This is a genomic window from Microbacterium gorillae (assembly GCF_050990725.1).
GTDB lineage: Bacteria > Actinomycetota > Actinomycetes > Actinomycetales > Microbacteriaceae > Microbacterium > Microbacterium gorillae_A.
Genome location: NZ_CP158844.1, coordinates 1,168,776 through 1,189,249 on the forward strand (window position 1 = coordinate 1,168,776; position 20,474 = coordinate 1,189,249).

At 68.4% G+C, this 20,474-nt stretch carries 16 protein-coding genes; 7 read left to right on the forward strand and 9 right to left on the reverse strand.

The window, feature by feature from the left end:
• Positions 1–64: 64 nt before the first annotated feature.
• Both ABTV68_RS05110 and ABTV68_RS05115 read left to right on the forward strand, forming a co-directional pair.
• Positions 65–1,600 carry an alpha-N-arabinofuranosidase gene (locus ABTV68_RS05110; RefSeq protein ID WP_433676532.1) on the forward strand — a complete coding sequence of 512 codons (1,536 nt, stop codon included), beginning with the start codon at positions 65–67 and terminating at the stop codon, positions 1,598–1,600.
• A gap of 185 nt (positions 1,601–1,785) precedes the next feature.
• A complete protein-coding gene (locus tag ABTV68_RS05115; RefSeq protein WP_433676533.1) occupies positions 1,786–3,681 on the forward strand; it encodes a glycoside hydrolase family 127 protein in 1,896 nt (631 codons plus the stop codon).
• A 91-nt stretch (positions 3,682–3,772) separates the two neighbouring features.
• Here ABTV68_RS05115 and ABTV68_RS05120 read toward each other — a convergent pair whose 3' ends face one another.
• On the reverse strand, positions 3,773–4,345 hold the full coding sequence (locus tag ABTV68_RS05120; RefSeq protein WP_433676534.1) for a TetR/AcrR family transcriptional regulator: 573 nt from the start codon (positions 4,343–4,345) through the stop codon (positions 3,773–3,775).
• Between the two features lie 55 nt (positions 4,346–4,400).
• Here ABTV68_RS05120 and ABTV68_RS05125 point away from each other — a divergent pair, with 55 nt between their 5' ends.
• Positions 4,401–4,907, forward strand: coding sequence for a DUF4188 domain-containing protein (locus ABTV68_RS05125; RefSeq protein WP_433676536.1), 507 nt, complete (start codon positions 4,401–4,403; stop codon positions 4,905–4,907).
• 509 nt (positions 4,908–5,416) lie between these two features.
• On the opposite strand, the gene ABTV68_RS05130 is transcribed toward ABTV68_RS05125, so the two are convergent.
• The 6 genes from ABTV68_RS05130 to ABTV68_RS05155 are packed head-to-tail and all read right to left on the reverse strand — an operon-like array spanning position 5,417 to position 11,925.
• Complete coding sequence (locus tag ABTV68_RS05130; RefSeq protein WP_433676538.1) at positions 5,417–6,187, reverse strand: HpcH/HpaI aldolase family protein; 771 nt, start codon at positions 6,185–6,187, stop codon at positions 5,417–5,419.
• Between the two features lie 30 nt (positions 6,188–6,217).
• Positions 6,218–7,003, reverse strand: a complete 786-nt coding sequence (locus tag ABTV68_RS05135; RefSeq protein WP_433676539.1) for a 2-keto-4-pentenoate hydratase — start codon at positions 7,001–7,003, stop codon at positions 6,218–6,220.
• A gap of 27 nt (positions 7,004–7,030) precedes the next feature.
• Complete coding sequence (hpaD, locus tag ABTV68_RS05140; protein ID WP_433676540.1) at positions 7,031–8,194, reverse strand: 3,4-dihydroxyphenylacetate 2,3-dioxygenase; 1,164 nt, start codon at positions 8,192–8,194, stop codon at positions 7,031–7,033.
• A gap of 35 nt (positions 8,195–8,229) precedes the next feature.
• Entirely contained in the window at positions 8,230–9,726 is a 1,497-nt protein-coding gene (hpaE, locus tag ABTV68_RS05145) for a 5-carboxymethyl-2-hydroxymuconate semialdehyde dehydrogenase (protein ID WP_433676541.1), read from the reverse strand.
• A 32-nt stretch (positions 9,727–9,758) separates the two neighbouring features.
• On the reverse strand, positions 9,759–10,460 hold the full coding sequence (locus tag ABTV68_RS05150; protein ID WP_433676542.1) for a GntR family transcriptional regulator: 702 nt from the start codon (positions 10,458–10,460) through the stop codon (positions 9,759–9,761).
• Positions 10,453–11,925 carry a fumarylacetoacetate hydrolase family protein gene (locus ABTV68_RS05155; protein ID WP_433676543.1) on the reverse strand — a complete coding sequence of 491 codons (1,473 nt, stop codon included), beginning with the start codon at positions 11,923–11,925 and terminating at the stop codon, positions 10,453–10,455. The genes ABTV68_RS05150 and ABTV68_RS05155 overlap by 8 nt, the downstream gene beginning before the upstream one ends.
• Positions 11,926–12,089: 164 nt before the next feature.
• Here ABTV68_RS05155 and ABTV68_RS05160 point away from each other — a divergent pair, with 164 nt between their 5' ends.
• The gene (locus ABTV68_RS05160) at positions 12,090–13,472 is read left to right on the forward strand and encodes an MFS transporter (protein WP_433676544.1); all 1,383 of its coding nucleotides are present in this window, start codon (positions 12,090–12,092) and stop codon (positions 13,470–13,472) included.
• A 45-nt stretch (positions 13,473–13,517) separates the two neighbouring features.
• Here the strand turns inward: ABTV68_RS05160 and ABTV68_RS05165 are convergent, their stop codons facing one another.
• Positions 13,518–15,185 (reverse strand): thiamine pyrophosphate-binding protein, encoded by a 1,668-nt coding sequence (locus ABTV68_RS05165; RefSeq protein ID WP_433676545.1) that lies wholly within the window; start codon positions 15,183–15,185, stop codon positions 13,518–13,520.
• 218 nt (positions 15,186–15,403) lie between these two features.
• Between ABTV68_RS05165 and ABTV68_RS05170 the strand changes: the two genes are divergently transcribed.
• From ABTV68_RS05170 to ABTV68_RS05180, 3 genes are read left to right on the forward strand one after another with little or no spacing between them, the layout of a single operon-like run.
• Positions 15,404–15,943, forward strand: a complete 540-nt coding sequence (locus ABTV68_RS05170) for a dihydrofolate reductase family protein (RefSeq protein ID WP_433676546.1) — start codon at positions 15,404–15,406, stop codon at positions 15,941–15,943.
• A 51-nt stretch (positions 15,944–15,994) separates the two neighbouring features.
• Positions 15,995–16,585: a TetR/AcrR family transcriptional regulator gene (locus ABTV68_RS05175; RefSeq protein ID WP_433676547.1), complete on the forward strand. Its 591-nt coding sequence runs from the start codon at positions 15,995–15,997 to the stop codon at positions 16,583–16,585.
• A complete protein-coding gene (locus ABTV68_RS05180) occupies positions 16,582–18,375 on the forward strand; it encodes an alpha/beta fold hydrolase (RefSeq protein WP_433676548.1) in 1,794 nt (597 codons plus the stop codon). The genes ABTV68_RS05175 and ABTV68_RS05180 overlap by 4 nt, the downstream gene beginning before the upstream one ends.
• A gap of 75 nt (positions 18,376–18,450) precedes the next feature.
• Here the strand turns inward: ABTV68_RS05180 and ABTV68_RS05185 are convergent, their stop codons facing one another.
• On the reverse strand, positions 18,451–20,442 hold the full coding sequence (locus tag ABTV68_RS05185) for a DUF5107 domain-containing protein (RefSeq protein WP_433676549.1): 1,992 nt from the start codon (positions 20,440–20,442) through the stop codon (positions 18,451–18,453).
• Between the last annotated feature and the right edge of the window lie 32 nt (positions 20,443–20,474).

Genomic DNA, 20,474 nt, shown 5'->3' on the forward strand with positions numbered 1-20,474 from the left:
ACGGGCACCGTCGCCGCATGGCGGGGAGGCCGTCATCGATACGACAGCGACAATGAGGAGTCACATGTCCCGCGCGACCATCACCGTCGATCGCGACTTCACCGTCGGCCCGGTGCCCCGGAGGATCTTCGGATCGTTCGTCGAGCACATGGGTCGGTGCGTCTACACCGGCATCTACGAGCCCGGCCATGCCGCCGCGGACGAGGAGGGCTTCCGCACCGATGTGCTGGAGCTCACTCGCGAGATGGGCGTCAGCGTCGTCCGCTACCCGGGCGGCAACTTCGTCTCCGGCTATCGCTGGGAGGACGGCGTAGGTCCGGTCGCCGAGCGGCCCCGCCGGCTGGACGGCGCATGGCACACGGTGGAGACGAACGCCTTCGGCCTGCACGAGTTCGCCAGCTGGGCGCGCAAGGCCGACGTCGAGATCATGGAGGCCATCAACCTCGGCACCCGGGGCGTGGAAGCTGCACGCGCACTCGTCGAGTACGCCAACCACCCGGGCGGCACGGCGCTGAGCGACCTTCGTCGTCGCAACGGCGCGGCAGATCCGTTCAACATCAAGCTCTGGTGCCTGGGCAACGAGATGGACGGCCCCTGGCAGATCGGCCACAAGACGGCCGACGAGTACGGTCGTCTGGCGCAGGAGGCTGGGAAGGCGATGCGTCTGGTGGACCCGTCGATCGAACTGGTCGCCTGCGGAAGCTCGTCCAGCGGGATGCCCACGTTCGGGGAGTGGGAGCGCATCGTCCTCGGCCACACCTACGACGTGGCCGACTACGTGTCGCTGCACGCGTACTACGAGGAGAAGGAAGGCGATGCCGCCAGCTTCCTGGCCTCCGCCGTCGACATGGACTACTTCATCGAGTCGGTCGTCTCCACCGCCGACGCGGTGCGCGCGGCAGGCAAGCACAAGAAGTTCATCAACCTCTCGTTCGACGAGTGGAACGTCTGGTACCAGAGCCGTCCCGGTGTCGACTCCCCGGGCGAGATCGAGGCAGCGGGCGTGTGGAAGGAGCACCCGCGCATCATCGAGGACGAGTACAACGTCACCGATGCCGTCGTGGTCGGCACGCTGCTGAACTCCCTGCTGCGTCACGGTGACCGCGTGTCGATCGCGAACCAGGCCCAGCTGGCCAACGTCATCGCCCCGATCCGCAGCGAGGCCGGTGGGCCGGCGTGGCGTCAGTCGATCTTCTGGCCCTTCGCGCGCATGTCGGAACTCGCTCGTGGCGAGATCCTCCGCCTCGCGGTGTCCAGCGACAAGTACGACACCGCGCGCTTCGGCGATGCCGACCTCGTCGACGCCAGCGCCACCTGGGACGAGGAGACGGGCCGTGTCGCCATCTTCCTCGCCAACCGCGGGCTGGATGAGCAGGCCGAGGTGTCGGTGTCGCTGCGTGGTTTCACCGGCTCGCGCGTCACCCGCGCTGAGGTGCTCACCGTTCCCGAGGGCGGCGACCGATTCACCTCCAACGTTGTGGACGCGCAGGAGCGCGTGGGACTGCAGCCGCTGTCCGCCGCGGTTGATGGTGGTTCGCTGACCACCACGCTTCCGGCGCTGTCGTGGGCCGTCATCGAGGTCGAGGTCGCGAAGGCCTGACCCGTGAGCCCCGTCCCGCCGTGGTGTGCGGGGCGGGGCTCCGTCGGTTGCTGAGCGCCCTTCGCGTCGTCCCTCCATCGGGTGCTGAGCGAGCGAAGCGAGACGAAGCGCAGTGGCGACATGCCTCTCTTCTGATGCATCCGGTCGCCGAAGAACCTTCCTCCACACCGCAGCGAAAGGCAGACATGACCACTCCTGACACCATTGCGCCGGTCGTCCCCGCACGCTCCGCCGTCCGTCCACTGGGGCTGGATGCCGTCCGCCTCACCGGCGGGTTCTGGGGCGAGCGGGAGCGCCTCGCGCGCGACGCGATCATCCCGCATGCCGAGCACTGGGAGGAGCGGACCGGCTGGCTCGCGAACTTCGACGCGGTCGCGGCGGGCACGGTCGCCCAGACGTGCCAGGGGCGTGAGTTCTCCGACTCCGAGATCTACAAGCTGCTGGAGGCGATGGCCTGGCAGCTGGGCCGCGAGCCCGACGCGGGGCTGGAATCGCGATTCGCCGCCATCGTCGCGCGCGTGTCCGCGGCGCAGCAGCCCGACGGCTATCTCAGCACGATGTTCGGCAACCCGGGACAGGATCCGCGATGGTCGCAGCTGGAGTGGGGGCACGAGCTGTACTGTCTCGGCCACCTGTTTCAGGCCGCCGTCGCCCGGGTGCGATCGGGGCATCGCGACGAGCTCGTCGCCGTGGCCGTGCGCGCGGCGGATCACGTGTGCGAGGTCTTCGCGCCGGGCGCGCATCCTGGCATCTGCGGGCATCCGGAGATCGAGGTCGGGCTCGCGGAACTCGGTCGTGCGCTGGGGGAGCGGCGCTATCTCGACCAGGCGCGCGAGTTCGTGGAGCGTCGAGGGCATCAGGTGCTGCCTGACATCGAGTTCGGTCGCGAGTACTACCAGGACGACATCCCCGTCCGCGACGCCACGGTGCTGCGCGGTCACGCCGTGCGGGCACTGTACCTCTCGGCCGGTGCGCTCGACGTGGCTGACGAGTTCGCCGACACGGAGCTCGCGGATGCCGTCCGCCGCGCCTACGATCGCACGCTGGAGCGGCGCACGTATCTGACCGGCGGCATGGGATCTCATCATCAGGATGAGGCGTTCGGCGAGGATTTCGAGCTCCCGGCCGACCGGGCGTACTGCGAGACCTGCGCCGGGATCGGCTCGGTGATGACCGCGTGGCGCCTGCTGCTCGGGACCGGCGACCTTCGCTACGGCGACATCATCGAGCGCACGCTGTACAACGTCGTGGCGGTGTCGCCGCGGGCGGACGGACGGGCGTTCTTCTACACGAATCCGCTACAGCAGCGGGTGGCGGGTGAGCCGGTCGGCGCGGATGACATCAGCCGGCGCGCTCGAGCGCAGCTTCGGGCGCCCTGGTTCGAGGTGTCGTGCTGCCCGACCAACGTGGCGCGGACACTGTCGCAGCTCGCGGCGTATGTCGCGGTGATGGACGAGCACGGGGTGAGCATCGTCCAGTACGCCGACGCGGACATTCGTGCGTTCCTTCCGGAGGGGCCGATGGTGCTGCAGACGCGCACCGCGTACCCGCACGATGGGCGAGTGACGATCACGGTGGTGGATGCCCCCGCCGAAGCCGAACTGCGGCTGCGGCTGCCGGCGTGGGCGAGCGGCGCCACCGTCCTCCGAGATGGGGCGGAATCGGAGGTGTCTGTTGATGCGATTCGCGATGGCATGCTGCGTCTGTCGCACCTCGCGGTGGGGGAGGCGGTTGTCCTCACGCTTCCGATCGCACCGCGACTGACTCACCCCGATCCCCGGATCGACGCCGTACGCGGGTCGGTTGCGGTGGAGGCGGGTCCGCTCGTGCTGTGCGCTGAATCGGTGGACATCGGCGGTGCTGATGTCGCCGACCTGGTGATCGACGTGACCGCTCCGCTGGAGCACACGGAGGGTGGTGTCCGCGCTCGCGGACGACTGCGTCCCGCGGCGTCGAACGGCTGGCCGTACCGTGGGGATGTCGATGCAGTTGCGGAGGCGGTGAAGATCCCGCTGGTGCCGTACTACACGTGGGCGCGGCGCGGTCCCGGCACCATGCGCATCTGGCTCCCGACGAGCTGATTCAGCCGGGGGCGCACTTCGTCTCGCTTCGCGGGTCCTGAGCGCCCTTCGCCTCGCTGACACGCGCAGGACCCGATGGTCGACGTGGGTGTCAGGGTGTCGGGTGAGTGATATCGCGGGCGATCGTGGCCACGACCGCCTCGAAGACGACGCGCCAGTCGGTGCCATCGGGCATGACGCCGGCGAGCTGCAGACTCACGGCACCGTGCACCTGAGCCCAGATGGCGAGCACGCGCGTGCGAACGTCGGCCTCGTTTGCCTGCGGCAGCAGGGCGGTCACCGTTCGAACCAGGGGCGCGATCGCCCGATCCGATGACGGCACGTCCTCGGGCGCGCAGGCCAAGAGGGCGCCGCCGAACATCAGGCGATACCGCACGGGGTTCGCGAGAGCCCAGTCTCGGTACGCCCGCCCCAGGGCCGTGAGCCCGTCGGCTTCCGCGCGGAGCTGTGCCGCGCCGAACGACGCGAACGCATCGTCGATGACGGCGGCGACCAGGCCGTCGCGGCTGCCGAAGAGGGCGTACACCGCGCTGGTCGACGTATCGGCGGCGGACGTCACCGCACGCAGCGAGAAGCCGTCGACGCCATGCGTGTCAATGGCTTCGACGGTCTCACTGAGGAGGCGTTCGCGGAGAGCATCGTCGTAAACGGGAGGTCTTGCCATGCCGTCAACCGTATCGTAACGTTGTTGCATAACATCGTTACGGAATGGGGATCGCATGAATGAGGTATTTCCCGGCAGGTACACCGCGCGGCCGGAACTGGAGAGCGTGACCGTGTTTCTCATCGGCATGCGCGCGAACCGCTGGTGGAAGCTGCGACGCGTCGCCTCCGTCGCGCGGGAGATGCCGCGCATGCTCGGTCACCTCGCGGAACATCCGGATGCCGGGATGCTCGGCTGTCACTCCTGGTTCGGTCGGACGACCCTGCTGCTGTCGTACTGGCAGAGTCCGGAGCATCTGCAGCGGTTCGCTGCCGATCGCGATGCTCCGCATCTGCAGCCGTGGCGCGACTACATGCGCAAGCTGCAGGGTAGTGGGGACGTCGGCGTGTGGCACGAGACGTACCAGGTGCCGGTCGCCGACCAGGAAGCGGTCTATGTCGACATGCCGGCCTTCGGGCTCGCGCGCGCGACCCGGCATGTGCCGGTCGGTGCCGGCATGCAGACCGCTCGGCAGCGTCTCGGGCGTTCCGGCGGGCGGAAATCTCCGCAAGAAAGTTCCTGATCACGCAACTGTTTGACAATCCCGCAAAAAGTTCTTCAAAAGAGTTCTGGGTTTCGCGTCATAGATCGTGTGGGTTGCCGTCTGTATGGGTGAGACACCGTATGCGATTCCGGGGGGAGTCGCAGCAGTCGGTGCGAGAGGGGATGGCGATTCGTCGCCATTCGGTGGGGCTGGACCCGATGAGGTCCCACCGTTCCTCGTCTCGTGTGTGGAGCACTGGGGGGTGTTTCCGGAGGGCGCGGGATTGAGGAGAAGTTGAGGCGGGGTGGTTGGCGAGGGGCCACCACCCCGCCTTCTTCTTACACCCACCCCTCTCGCGCGTTGTTCCCGGGCCCACCCCTGTCCCGCGTTGTTCCCGGGCCCACCCATGTCCCGTGAGACTTCCGTCTGTGGGTGAGAATCCGTGCGACGCGGCGATTGTCGCCCACAGACGGAAGTCTCGCGGGCAATGCGGTGCGCGTCTCGGGGGCTCACGGGTGTTTCGCCCGCGTCTCGCGGACGTCGCGGGGTCAGGGGCGGAAGCGCGAGAGGGCGGATTCGGAGGCGCGGGCGAGGAGCGAGACGTCGGCGGCGACGGCGACGAACGACGCACCGGCCGCGAGGTAAGCCTCTGCGGCCTCGGGAGCGAACGCATTCACGCCGACCGGCTTGCCCGCGGCGGTGACCGCGTCGAACACCCGATGCACGGCAGCAACCACCTCGGGGTGTGCCTGCTGGCCGATCACGCCCAACGAAGCGGCGAGGTCAGCCGGACCCACGAACACCCCGGCGACGCCGTCCACCGCGGCGATCTCGGCCGCGTGCTCCACGGCGTCAGCCGACTCGATCTGAACGAAGAGCGCGACGTGATCGTCGGCATGGGCAAGGTAGCCGTCGACCCGGTTCCACCGGGCCGAACGCGACAGAGCCGAGCCGACGCCGCGGCGACCCGCGGGCGGATAACGCACGGCCGACACCAGCTCACGCGCCTGCTCGGCGGTGCCCACCATCGGAACCAGCACGGTCTGCGCGCCGAGGTCCAGCACGCGCTTGAGCGTCACGTCGTCGCCGATCGGCACCCGCACGACGGGGCTCACTCCGGGATATCCAGCGAGCACCTGGAGCTGCAGTTGCACCGACTCCAGCGAGTTGGCTGAATGCTCCATGTCGATGAGCACCCAGTCGGGGCCTGCCCCGGCGATGATCTCGGTGATCAGGGCGGATCCTGCGACCGACCACAGGCCGATCAGCGGTCGATCGGCGCCGGCGAGCGCCTCCCGAAACGTCGGTTGGAGTGTCATGCGTGCTCCCTCATGCGATGTCCTGCGATGTCATGCGATGCGGCATTCGATGGTCCCGAAATCGCCGTAGTCGGCGAGCACGGTATCACCGGCCTCCACCCACACGGGTCGCGTGAACGACCCCGCGAGGATGATCTCGCCGGCTTCCAGACGGTCGCCGTGCTGGTGCAGCTTGTCGGCCAGCCAGGCGACGCCGCGGGCGGGATGACCGAGCACACCCGCCGCCACTCCGGTCTCCTCGATCTGCCCGTTCTTGAACAGCAGGCCGGGGACCCAGCGCAGGTCGACGTCGTCGGGACGCCGATGCACCGTGCCGAGCACCATAGCCCCATAGGCGGCGTTGTCGCTGATGGTGTCCACGATCGTGCGGCCCTCCAACTCGATGTGCGAGTTCAGAACCTCGAGAGCGGGAACGACGTAATCCGTCGCTGCGATCACGGCTTCGAGCGTGCAGCCGGGGCCGGTCAGCGGTTCCTTCAGCACGAAGGCGAGTTCGACCTCGATGCGCACGTTCGAGAACTCGGCGGCGGGGATCACCGCACCCGAGTCATGCACCGTGTCGTCGAACATCACACCGTAGTCCGGCTCGGTGATCCCCGTGGCCAGCTGCATCGCGCGGGAGGTCAGACCGATCTTACGCCCCACCAGACGACGCCCGGCGGCGATCTGCCGATCCCGCCAGACCCCTTGGATCGCGTACGAATCCTCCACCGTGGCTCCGGGGTGTCTCGCGGTGATGCGCGGAATCACCGTATGCTCGCGGTCCGCGACGGCGAGTTCGTCGGCCAACCGTGTGATCGTCTCGGGGGTCAACATGGGGATGGATCCTCTCGTCGTCGGGGATCAGAGCTGGTGGCCGAGCTTGTACTCGCCCTGCTTCCACTCCGGCATGGCGTCGTCGTCCGACGGGCGGGTGTACGAGAACCCGTCGGCCCCGATCGTGACCGCCATCTCGCTGGAGTCCGTCCGAGCGACCACCGGCTGCGGGTTTCCGTCCAGATCCAGCACGAGCGAGGCATCGGTGTACCAGCTCGGCACCACAGGATTGCCCCACCAGTCGCGGCGCTGGTTGTCGTGCACATCCCACGTGATCACGGGGTTGTCCGGATCGCCGGTGTAGTAATCCTGCGTGTAGACCTCCACGCGGTGACCGTCCGGGTCGCGCAGATAGAGGTAGAACGCGTTCGAGACGCCGTGACGGCCGGGGCCTCGCTCGATCGCATCGGAGCGACGCAGCGCCCCGAGCTTGTCGCAGATCGCGAGGATGTTGTGCTTCTCATGGGTGGCGAAGCAGACGTGGTGCATACGGGGGCCGTCACCACCGGTCATGGCGGTGTCGTGCACGGTGGGCTTGCGGCGCATCCACGCGGCGTACACGGTGCCCTCCTCGTCCTGGATGTCCTCCGTGACGCGGAAGCCGAGATCCTGCATGTACTTCACCGCCCGCGGCACGTCGGGCGTCACCTGGTTGAAGTGGTCGAGCCGCACCAGCTCGCCCGGGATGTGCAGGTCGTAGCGCCACGACATCCGCTCGACGTGATCGGTCTGGTGGAAGAACTCGTAGGGGAATCCGAGCGGGTCGACTACGCGTACGGAGTCTCCGATGCCTTTCACGAAGCCGTCGGGGTTGCGTCGTACGTCGCACCCCAGCTCCGTGTAGAACTCGACCGCGCGGTCGAGGTCTTCGGGGGTGCGCACGCGATAGGAGAACGCGGCGACCGCGGCGATGGGGCCTTTGCGCAGCACCAGGTTGTGGTGGATGAACTCCTCCGTGGAGCGGAGGTAGATGGCCTCGTCGTCCTCCTCGGTCACGTACAGACCGAGCACGTCGACATAGAACACGCGCGAGGCGGCGAGGTCGGTGACGACGAGCTCCATGTAAGCGCAGCGCAGCACATCCGGCGCAGTGGCGGCGGGCGTGGCGATCGGGTTGTCGGTGACGATGGGTGCCTCCTGGCTCACGAAGAAGCCGGAGGAGGTGAGCGTCATGTCTTCACGGTTGGTCATGTCTGGTCCTTGCGTCGTTGCGGGGCCGTGGCGGCTCAGTGCTTGCCGAACGTGGGGTTGTGCGGCTCGCCCAGGGTGATGTGAACCGCCTGCTGGTCGGTGTAGAAGTCGATGGAACGATAGCCGCCCTCGTGCCCGAGGCCGGAGGCCTTCACCCCGCCGAAGGGGGTCCGCAGGTCACGGACGTTGTTGCTGTTCAGCCACACCATGCCCGCCTCGATCGCCTGGGCGAAGTTGTGGGCGCGGCGCAAGTCGTTGGTCCACACGTATGCCGCGAGGCCGTACTTCGTGTTGTTGGCGAGGGCGAGGGCATCTTCGTCGGAGTCGAAGGGTGTGATCGCGACAACCGGCCCGAAGATCTCCTCCTGGAAGATGCGGGCGTCGGGGGAGACGTCGGCGAACACCGTGGGGGCGACATAGTTCCCGGTCGGGAAGCCCTCCGGGCGGCCACCGCCCGCGACCAGACGACCCTCGGTCTTGCCGATCTCGACGTAGCTCATCACCTTCTCGTAGTGCTCCGGATGCACGAGCGCGCCAACCTCGGTGGCGGGATCCTGCGGGTCTCCCACCTTCACCCGCCGGGCCTGGGCGGCGTACCGCTCGACGAACTCGTCATAGATCGAGCGTTCGACCAGGATGCGGGAGCCCGCGGTGCAGCGCTCGCCGTTCAGCGAGAAGACGCCGAAGATGCAGGCGTCGATGGCGGTCTCGAGGTCAGCATCGGCGAAGACCACGGCCGGGCTCTTGCCGCCGAGCTCCATCGAGAGACCCTTGAGGTAGGGAGCGGCGTTGCCGAAGATGATCTGTCCGGTGCGGCTCTCGCCGGTGAAGGAGATGAGCGGGACATCGGGGTGCTTCACGAGCGCGTCGCCCGCGTCTTCGCCGAGTCCGTTGACGAGGTTGAACACGCCCTGCGGGAGGCCGGCCTCCTCGAAGATCCCGGCCCACAGCGACGCCGACAGCGGCGTGAACTCGGCCGGCTTGAGCACCACGGTGTTTCCGGTGGCGAGGGCGGGGCCCAGCTTCCAGGACTCCAGCATGAAGGGCGTGTTCCACGGCGTGATCAGTCCAGCGACGCCGATCGGCTTGCGGTTCACGTAGTTCATCTGCCGGCCCGGAACCTTGAAGGCGTTGTCGTGCTCGGCGACGATCAGGTCGGCGAAGAAACGGAAGTTCTCCGCCGCACGACGTGCCTGTCCCAGAGCCTGGGTGATGGGCAGGCCCGAGTCGAAGCTCTCCAGCTCGGCGAGGCGGGCATCACGCGATTCGACGATGTCGGCAATGCGGTGCAGGATGCGCGAGCGCTCGCGGGCGGCCATCCGCGGCCACGGCCCCTCGGTGAACGCGCGGCGAGCGGCCGCGACGGCGCGGTCGATATCGGCCTTCTTGCCTGCGGCGGCCTGCACGTAGGTCTCGTTGGTGACGGGGTCGAGCACGTCGAAGGTGTCGCCATCGATGGAATCGACGAAGGATCCGTCGATGTAGTGCCGGATGCGGTCCGGCAGCTCCGCCGGGATGTGACGATCGGACATCGGTCCTCCTGGGTGTCAGCGCGAGGATGCGCTCAGTTGGCTGAGGGAAGGCTCCGCGATGCGCGGTAGGCCTGGAGAGTGTGGTCGCGGTGTTCGCGGGCGGCGATCTCGATGCGCAGCCCGTCGGCGCCGTCGCGGATGAGTCGGATCAGCGCGGCGTGCTCCTGCACGGAGTGTGCCGCGCGATCGGGAACGAAGGAGAACGTGGAGTCGCGCAGGCCCGCGAGGCGGGCCCAATCGCGCTCGACGAGTTCGACGAGGTGCTTGTTGGGGCACGCCTCGAACAGCGTGGCGTGGAACTGCTGGTTGAGGATCGTGAACGTGTGCGGGTCGAAGTTGGCGAGCAGCGTGTCCATCCGGGCGTTGATCGCCTCGGCTCGGGAGAGCAGTTCTTCGGTGAGCAGCGGGGCGGCCAGCGCGGTGGCGGCACCCTCGATGATGCCGAGCGACTGCATCGTGTCGGTGTAGCGGTCGGCGTCCACCAGCGCGACGCGAGCGCCGACGTTGCGCTCGAAGGTGACGAGACCCTCCGCTTCGAGCCGGCGGATGGCCTCGCGTACCGGCACCACGCTCATGTCGAGCTCATCGGCGAGCGATGCCAGTACCAGCCGATAGCCGGGTCCGAACTGGTGGCGGTCGATGTGGCCGCGGATCCAGGTGTAGGCGTATTCCGACTTGCTCGTCGACGCCTGGATCTCGGGCGTGTGGATGTCGATGGGGCCGAAGTCAGCCACGGGCGTCCTCCTCGGCGCGCCAGGCGTCGTAGCGTTCGCGCCACGCGGCGTTCATCGGAAACAGGCCGTCCACCTTTGCTCCGGCGGCCACCTGCGCGGCGATCCACGCGTCTTCGTCCTCCTGCGCGAGAGCGGCATCGACCACCTCTTCCGCTAGCGCGGGCGGGATCACGATGACGCCGTCCCGATCCGCCACCACGATGTCGCCCGGCTGCACGGTGGTGCCACCGCAGGCGATGGTCACGTCGGAATCCCACGGCACGTGGCGGCGTCCGAGCACGGCGGGGTGCGCGCCGCGACTGTACACCGGGATGCCCACGGCCGCGACGGCGTCGTAGTCGCGCACACCGCCGTCGGTGATGATCCCCGCGGCGTGCTGGGCGTGGGCGCGGATGGCGAGGACATCGCCGAGCGTGCCTGATCCGGCCTCGCCGCGAGCCTCGATGACGATGACTTCGCCGTCCTGGACGGCGTCGAAGGTGCGCTTCTGCGCGTTGTAGCCGCCACCGTGCGATGCGAACAGATCCTCACGATTCGGCACGAAGCGCAGCGTGCGGGCCACGCCCACGATCTTCTGCTCCGGGTGCATCGGGGTGACGCCGTCGATGGTGGTGTTGTTGAGCCCGCGCTTGCGCAGCTGCTGCGAGAGCCCGGCGACGGGTGCGCGGTGCAGGCGATCGGCGAGATCCTGATCCAGCCCGGAGCGCACTGGGGGGAGTCCTGCCGCCGCCCGCGAGCCCCACGCCTCCTCGCGCTGCAGGTCGTCGGTGGTCGGTGTCGATCCGACCGACGCGTCGAAAGCGCCGGAGCCGGCGATCACCGTGGTGCGCAGCCGTCCGGTGCTGGCGTCGGGTGTGAACACCTCGACCTCCACCACGTCATTCGGCTGAACAACCGTCGAACCGGCGGGCGTGCCGGTGAGGATCACATCGCCGCGCTCCAGCGTGAAGTGCTGTGACAGGTCTGCGACGAAGCGGGGGAGGGAGAAGAACATCCCGGCCGAAGAATCGTCTTGCCTCAGCTCGCCGTTGACCCAGGTCCGGATGCCGATGTCCTGCGGGTCCACGCCGGAGGCATCGATGAGCGCCGGGCCGAGCGGGGTGAACCCGTCGCCTCCCTTGGAGCGGACGTTGGATCCTTTGTCCGCCGCGCGCAGGTCGTACAGGCCGAAGTCGTTGCCGGCCGTGATCCAGCCGACGTGAGACCACGCGCGCTCCAGCGGAACCCGGCGTGCGGGGGAGCCGATCACCAGCGCGATCTCCCCCTCGAACGCCAGCAGCTCGGTGCCCTCGGGGCGCTCGATGATTCCACCGGATGCCGCGACCGAGCTGGACGGCTTGAAGAAGTACGAGGGCTGTGCCGGCTTGCGACCACGCTGCGCTGCGCGGGATTCGTAGCTCAGGTGCACGGCGATGATCTTGCCGGGGCGCAGCGGCAGAGCGGCGAAGCGCGGATCCGTATCCATCGTCTCTCCTTCACGTCGGTGGGAATGAGTCACGGCGACCCTACCGGAAGAACCTGTTGAGTCGTATCTCAAATCGTATATGATCATGTTCACTCGGACAATGGCGATTCCACAACCTCCGCTGACCGTTGTCCGAGTCCGCACAGATCGACGAGGGAGTCATCATGAGTTCGCATGCAGCACCCGGGGGGCTCACCCCCACCGGCACCATCAGCTCGGCGGGCGACCGTCGCCGAGTCGTCTTCGCCACGGTCATCGGAACCACGATCGAGTGGTACGACTTCTTCACCTATGCCACGATGGCGGGCCTCGTCTTCGGCACGCTGTTCTTCCAGCCGGCTGGGGCGGGCGTCGCCACCCTGCTCTCCTTCGTGACCGTGGGCCTCAGTTTCCTCTTCCGCCCACTCGGCGCCTTCCTGGCTGGCCACTTCGGCGACCGCATCGGTCGTCGTCAGGTGCTGGTGGTGACGCTGTTCGGTATGGGAGTCGCCACCGCGCTGATCGGCGTGCTGCCCACCTTCGCGGCCGCCGGTATCATCGCCCCGATCCTGCTGATCCTGCTGCGCGTGCTGCAGGGAATCTCTGCCGGTGGCGAGTGGGGAGGAGCCGTGCTGATGGCCGTCGAGCACGCTCCACGCGAGAGGCGCGGTGCGTTCGGTGCCGCGCCGCAGGTGGGTGTTCCGCTCGGCTTGTTGCTCTCCAGCGCCGTCATCGCCATCGTCTCCGCGATCGCCCCCGGTGACGCGTTCCTGGAGTGGGGCTGGCGCGTCCCGTTCCTGCTCTCAGTCGTGCTGATCCTCGTCGGCTACTGGATCCGTCGCAGCGTCGAGGAGAGTCCGGTGTTCACGGAGATCGCCGAGCGCTCGGCACAGACCAAGACCCCCATCGTGGTGCTGTTCCGCAACTACGGTGTTGTCGTCGTGCTTGCGGCGCTCGTCTTCGCGGGCAACAACGCGGTCGGCTACATGACCACCGGTGGGTGGATCCAGGGATACGGCGCGAACGCGCTCGGTCTCACGCGCCCGGAGGTGCTGTGGTCGGTTGCGGTCGGAGCGGTGATCTGGCTGGTGCTGACGTGGTTCGGCGGCACCATCTCGGACCGCATCGGACGTCGACGCACGTATGTCATCGGGTGGCTGCTGCAGGCGGTCGGCGTGCTGTCGCTGTTCCCGCTCGTCAACACCGGCAACGTCGTGCTGTTCGCGCTCGGACTGTCGATCCTGTCGGTCGGCCTCGGGCTCACGTACGGCCCGCAGTCGTCGTTCTACGCCGAGATGTTCCCGGCATCGGTGCGCTTCTCGGGTGTCTCGATCTCCTACGCGATCGGCGCGATCTGCGGTGGTGCGTTCGCTCCGCTGGTGGCTGAGGCGCTGTTCCAGGCGACCGGTGGCACCACCGCCGTGATGTGGTACCTGCTCGCGATGACCGCCGTGGGTCTGCTGGCCACCCTCGCCTTCCGCAATCGCGCGGGCATCCCGCTGGGCATCGATCACGAGGCCGAGCAGGCGAAGACCCCGCTGTGCGGCGTGGGCGTCACGGACGCCTGATCAGACGACGAAGCGCCGGCATCTCGCCGGCGCTTCGTCGTTGCATCAGGAGTTCACGCGGATGATCTCCTGCTGGTACGGGGCGATCACCCCGGTGGAGATGCGGCAGTCCAGGAGCAGGAAACGGCGCTCGTCGACCGACTCCTCGGCCCAGCTGTCCAGTCGATCGAGCTGGTCGAGTGAGGTGACGACGACGCCTTCGGCGCCGACGGCCTCCGCCAGGGCGGCGAAGCTCACGCCCGGGATCATCATGGGGCCGGTGGCGAGGCCTTTGAGCCCGTAGAGGTTGACCTCGGCGCCGTACGCGCCGTCGTTCCAGATCACGCCGATGCCCCGCCCGCCGGCCGCCCGAACGGCGGATTCCAGATCGGCGAGGGCCATCAGCCCGCCGCCGTCTCCGGAGGAGAGGACGATGGTGGACTGGGGGCGTGCGGCGGCGGCACCGACCACACTCGGAAAGCCTAGCCCGATCGACTGGTAGGCCGTGCCGACCATCATGAACCGATCGGGCGACGTGATCGGCCAGTACATGTTGGCCCAGCCCAGGAAGTGTCCGCCGTCGGTGACGACGACGCGGTCCTCGGGAAGGCTCCGTGCGATGCGGATCGCCACGGACCGAGGATCCAGGCGCCCGTCGGGTGCGAGGTCATCACCCGCATCGCGTGCGAGCAGCGCATCGCGATCGATGCTCTCGCGCCACGCCGGAAGAGTGCGCTCAGGGAGAGCGGCGAGGATGTCCTCGGCGGCGACGCGGGCGTCGGCTCGGACATAGCCGGACACCACAGCGTGGGTTGCGGCCGCGGAGATGTCCACCTGGAACACCCGGGTGCCCGGGGCGAACAACTCACCGAAGCGCATCGTGAACTGGTTGAGTCCGGCGCCGAACACCACCGCGACGTCGGCCTCGCGGATCAGCTCCATCGCGCCGTCCGCGCCGAACCCGCCGGTGACCCCCAGGTCGTAGCGGGTGTCCGGGAAGAGTCCTCGTCCGAGTGCGGTTGAGGCGGTCACGGCGCCGGTGGCTTCCGCGAGTCGCCCCAGCGCGTCGCCGGCGTCGGCGAGGTGCGCGCCGCGACCGGCGAGCAGGAACGGGCGTTTCGCGGTGGCCAGGGCTTCGGCGATCTCACGGATCCGGTCGACACCCACCTCGCCTCTGGGCTGCACCGGTGACGGCAGCGACAGGGCGGGCACCTCGCCCGGCTCGCCCGCCTCGAGCGTGGCGACGTCGTACGGGATCGCGAGGACCACCGGCACCTTGTAGCTGAGCGCGTGCTCGATCGCGATCGCGGTGGTCGCCACGGCGTCGGCACGCCCCACGGTGTAGGTGCGTGCTCCGACCGCGGATGCCAGGGCGATCTGATCCACATCCCAGGGGCGCGGGCCCGACGTGGGCTCATCGCCGACCACCAGCACGAGAGGGACATGGGCCTGCGCGGCCTCGGCGAGAGGAGTCAGCGTGTTCGTGAATCCGGCCCCATACGTCGCGGTGGCGATCGCGATGCGGCCCGACGCGCGGAAGTGCGCGTCGGCTGCCACGACGCCGCCGGCCTCATGGCGCACGGCGGTGAACGTGACGCTGCGGGAACGTTCCAGCGCGTCGAGCAGGTACGCGTTGCCGTTGCCCATCACACCAAACACCTGGTCGGTGAAGGCGGCAAGGGCGTGGGCGACGTGCGCGGAGACGGTGGTGTCGGTGGGAACGGGAGTGGGCATGACGGTGCTCCTGTCGAAACGGAAACCGCGATGCGTGGGTCGAAGACGAGTGAACACGGATCGCGGACGGGGATCCGTATGTGTCTCACTCGGGCCACCGTCATCGGTGGCTCGGCTTCGTGCCCTTTTTTCGAGCACCGGGCCGGGCCCGGACTCGCTCAGTATACGGCCGGGGACCGCGCCGACTGAATGTCGGTGGTCCGCGCGATGATGTCCGCATGACGGCCTATCACTTCTACACCGCGTCCAGCCTCGACGGCTTTCTCGCCGACCCCGATGACAACCTCGGCTGGCTGCTGAGTCGGCACTTCGATGAGAAGGGGCCGATGAACATCCCCGATTTCCAGGCGACCACCGGCGCCAACGTGATGGGTGCCACCACGTATGAGTGGTTGCTGGCCAACGGCGGGGATGCGCCCTGGCCCTACGAGGTTCCCACGTTCGTCTTCACTCATCGTGAGCTGCCACTGGTGGACGGCGACATCCGCTTCGTCTCCGGCGCTCCCGCGGAGCATCGCGGCGTCATCGAGTCCGCAGCAGGGGATCGCGACGTCTGGGTGCTGGGCGGGGGAGCGCTGGCGGCGGCCTTCGCGGACGACGGCATGCTCGACGAGCTCACGGTGACCTTCGCTCCGGTGCTTCTCGGTGCGGGGCGGCCTCTGTTCGGCGGAGCGCGCGAGCTTCGCCTGATCGAGCACGCGGTGAACGGCGAGTTCCTGGCGGGGCGATACGCGGTGCTCGGGCCTCGGGAGGCCTGACCGAGAACGGGTCGCTTGCGGAAAATATATAGACCGGTCTATTCTGTGGATATGGCATCCAAAGGAGACCTCACAAAGGCACGGCTCGCGACATCCATGCTCGAGCTCATTCAGACCAGTGGCTACAGCGGGACGGGCTTGAACGCTGTCATCGACCACGCCGGCGCGCCGAAGGGATCGGTGTATTTCCACTTCCCCGACGGGAAGGAGGGACTGGGCGTTGCGGCAGTGGATCTCGCGGCGCAGCAGTTTCAAGCGCTGATCGCCGAGGCTGCTGCCAACTCCGGTGGGGCCGCGGAGGCCGCTCGCGCGGCGATCGAGGCGCTGGCCGCACTGGTCGGCGACAGCGAGTTCCGACTCGGCTGCCCGGTATCCGTCGTGACTCTGGAGATGGGCGCGGAGAACGAGCGGCTCCGTGAAGCGTGCGCTAAGGCGTTCGAGTCCTGGATCACTCCGACCACCGCCTTGCTCGAGGCTGAGGGAATCGATCACGGCCGCGCGCGATCATTGGCGACCGTGATCGTGTCCACGATCGAGGGGTCCGTGATCGTCTCACGCGCCACGCGCAGCACGGCACCGCTTCGTGCCGCAGCCGATGTGGTGGCAGACCTCATCGCGCAGCAGGCGGGAGCGGTGCGATGACCGCCGGTGCGCAGCAGCGCCGCGCCCTGATCTTCGGTGCCTCGGGCCTGATCGGGCGCTACCTCATCCTGGCGCTGGCCGAGTCCGGCGCGAAGGTCACGGCGGCCGTGCGCAGCACGCGCTCGGCGACCTCCATGCAGCGCTGGCTGAGCGAGCACGGCCTGACGACCCCGGTGAACACGGTGACGGTCGACTTCGACGCGACCGAGATCATCGCGAACGGCTCGGCCGCACTCGCGGATGTGACCGAGATCCACAACTGCGCCGCCTCCTTCCGCTTCGGAATGAGTGCCGAGGAAGCGCGTCAGGCCAACGTCGGCATCGTGGAGAAGCTGATGGATTTCGCCGTCGGGCTTCCTGAGCTGCAGCGCGTCGTCCACATCTCGGGATACCGCGTCGGCGGCCAGGATCCGAACCTCGTTCCGTGGTCGCCCGAGCGTCGCGCCACGATCTACCGGGAGCACGGCGCCTACGAGGCATCCAAGGAGGAATCCGACGCGATCTTCCAGGCCCGGGCGCGTGAGCTCGGCATACCGTGGACCATCGTCAACCCGGCCAGCGTGATCGGGGACAGCGTGACAGGGGAGTCCGAGCAGCTGGTGGGCCTCGCCACCACCGTCCGCCAGGTGTGGGATGGCACGCTCACGGCACTGCCCGGCGGTCAGGAGATCTTCCTGCCCGTGATCACGGTGGACTACCTGGCGTCGTTCATGGCTGCGGCTGCCATCGACCCGGCGGCCGCCGGGATGTCGTACTGGCTCGTCGACGACGACACTCCGCCGCTCGCCGACCTCCTCACGCAGACCGGCGAGTACCTGGGCGCGAAGGTCCCGCGGCTGCGCATCCCGGTCAGCGTGATCAAACGCCTGCCGAGCTGGATCACACACGCGGACCCCGAGACCCTCACCTTCATGTCCAGCGACCGGTATCCGACCCGGTCGGCGCTCGCTCTCGCCGCGAAGCACGGGATCGTGATGCCGGATGTGCGAGTGTCGCTGGAGCGATGGGCCGACTACGTCGCTGCGCACCGGTTCAGCACCGCGAACGAGTCGAATCGTCGGTTCATCGATGCCGCCGACGTGCGCACCTTCGAGCTGGGCGCCGCCGGGTCCGAGCGTCTCATCTTCCCCGGGCTTCCTGTGAACGCGGACACCTGGGCGACGGTGGCCGAGGGAATCGGCGCTCGCGCCGTTGACCTTCCGGGCCTCGGGTTGAGCGGTGGCGACGGCATCGAGGACTGGGAGCGGTGGCTGCCCGCGGTGCTCGGCGACGGGTCGACGGATCTCATCGGTCATTCCATCGGCGCGGCGGCCGCGGTGCTGGCAGCGGACCGTCATCCCGCACGAGTGCGCTCGCTCACGCTGGTGGCTCCGTTCTTCCTTCAGCCCTCGTCCGCAACGGTGACCCGGCTGCGGCCGCTCGTGAGCATGGCATTGCGCCGCACCGGAGCGGCCGGCCTGTCACGACGCCTGACGGGTTCGGGACGGAGCGCTGCCGCGCTGCGATCCAGCGCCGACGACCTGCGGCGTCACAGCGCGCCACACGTGGCGGCCTACCTGGCGCGCGCCGGGTCAGCGTCCTGGCGCGACGAACTGCGTGAGAAGCTGCGGCGATTCACCGGTCCGGTCCGGATCGTCACGGGCAGCGCCGATCCGCTCGCACCCGAGTGGGCGGCTGAGCTCGCGACGCGGTCCAACGTCGAGGTGATCTCGATCGCCGGGGCAGGCCATCATCCCCAGCTGACGCACGGTGAGGAGCTGACGCAGCTGTTCGCCGGCGCACGGGTCTGACGTCGCATCACGCCGGTTGCGGGCAACACCTCGCAACCGGCGTGAGGGCGGCCGCACACGCGTCCGCCGGGGGACTCACGCGTCCAGCGACATCCGGAAGTCATAGCGTGCCGGCAGCGGATCGACCGCCGCGGCGCGTTCGGCGAGCACCTCCGCTGATGCCGTCGGGTCGGCGGCCCGCTGAATCCCAACGGCGGCGCTGCGCCAGAGCTCGGTGAGCGCGTTGTCGCCTTCGGCCAGGTCCGCCACCTCGATCCCGTCGGCCAGGAGATCGCGCGCCTCGGCGTAGCGCTCCAACGCGACCAGCGCCTGAGCGCGCAGCAGCCGCGCCCGTCCGCCCGGATGCTCTTCATCCACGGTGGTGGCGGCCTGCAGCGCCTCAGTCGGCGCGCCGAGGCGCAGCAGGAGCTCGCCGAGATCAACGCTGGCCACGGTGAGGTCTGACAGCTCCAGCGCGCGCAGCGCGTGCGCTCGTGCCGCGGACTCATCACCGCGTTCCTGTGCGATCTCCGCGAGAGCGCGCCGGGCGTACCACGTGTCCTGAGCCTGCACGGCGGCCGTCAACGCTGCCACCGCCTCATCGAGCCGGCCCTGCGCGGCGTGCAGAACACCCAGCGCGAAGGCGGCATCCGGGGTCGTCTCGCTCTCCAGGAACGGAACCCAGGCGTCGTCGCGCTGGTAGCTGAGCGGAAGTCCATCGGGGAACGGCCCACCTCGCAGCAGCTGGAGCCAACCCTCCTGCTCGGCACCGAGATGGTTTGGTCGGAACGGCGTGCGTGAATCCTCGAACGGGCCCGAGCGCGTGTGAATGCGACGACGCTGTTCCAGCGCGCCCCATCCCGAGCCGATGCTGAGCACCTCTCCGACCCGGTCGTCCGCGGTGGATCGGGTGCTCTCCGCCTCGATCGCATCCCGGAGCCGCCCTGCGGCGGAGGAGGAGGCGACTTCGTCGATGGCCGCATCCCACGAATCACCCAGCGCCACGGTGCCGTCGACCTCCACCAGACCGTACGCCTCGGTCCAGCTCCAGGTGGCACCCGCGGGCATCGGAACATGCTCCAGCTGGGTGCGGGCGATCCCGGCCTGGATCTCGAGGTAGGTCCCTGTCCCATGCGACAACCACGACTGCCACCGTCGCCCGCCATCGGACTCGCCCCAGACGAAGAGCTTCCGTCCGCGCAGCAGTGCGTCGGACATCTGGAGGAGTCCACGACCATCGGCCTCCACGGCTGCGATCCACGGATGCGCCTTCTCATCCAGATCGAAGAAGTAGTCCGCCGCCTGCGGTGCCAGCGCCGGCCGCGTGATGTCGGGTCGTGGCGCGTCATCGCCCACCGGGATGAGGTGCACATTCTCTCGATACGCGAACTTCCACGCGCCGTGCGCGGGAGCGATGACGCGGGTGTCTGCGGTCTGATCGACGGCGATGTTGGACCACCAGTACATCGGCACCGCCTCGGTCGACTCGCGCACGTCCACGATGGTGCCTCGCACCAGCAGCTCGCGGGCGTCCGCGCCCAGCACGAACTCGACGCTGTAGACCACGCCCCGCAGCCGCTCGTACTCGTACAGTCGCACCGCGGCCGCTCCGTCCGGCCGTTCGATCTCCACCGCGTGCAGGGTCGAGGCGGTGAGCGGCGTGTGCCCGATCGTGCCGATGTTCCACTCCACACCGCCGGAGAACCATGCGTTTCGCAGCGCCAGGTTTCCGGGCTGGAAGACGGCGTTCACGTGCAGCAGCTCACGACCCGCGCTCTTGTCATAGAGCCGCCGCAATCGCCCGCCGAGGTCAGGAAGGACCTCCGCGCGCACGTGATCGTTCTCCAGCACGATCACGCGGTGATCGCGATCCACGAGCGTCCGGTCGTAATCCTGCTGCGGCAGATAGGGAGCGACGTTGCGCACGTGACCGTAGGTCAGCCCCGCTCGCAGTTCCTCATCGATCTGCACTCCGTCATCGACGGCATGCAGATCCTGCGTGCGACGTACCGGCACGAGGTTCACCGGATCACCGAGGGCGGCGCTGGGCAGGGACACGGTTTCCAGGCGCAGAGAAGCGGAGGCCACATCGACTCCTTGTCGGGGGGAAGGGGAGGAGG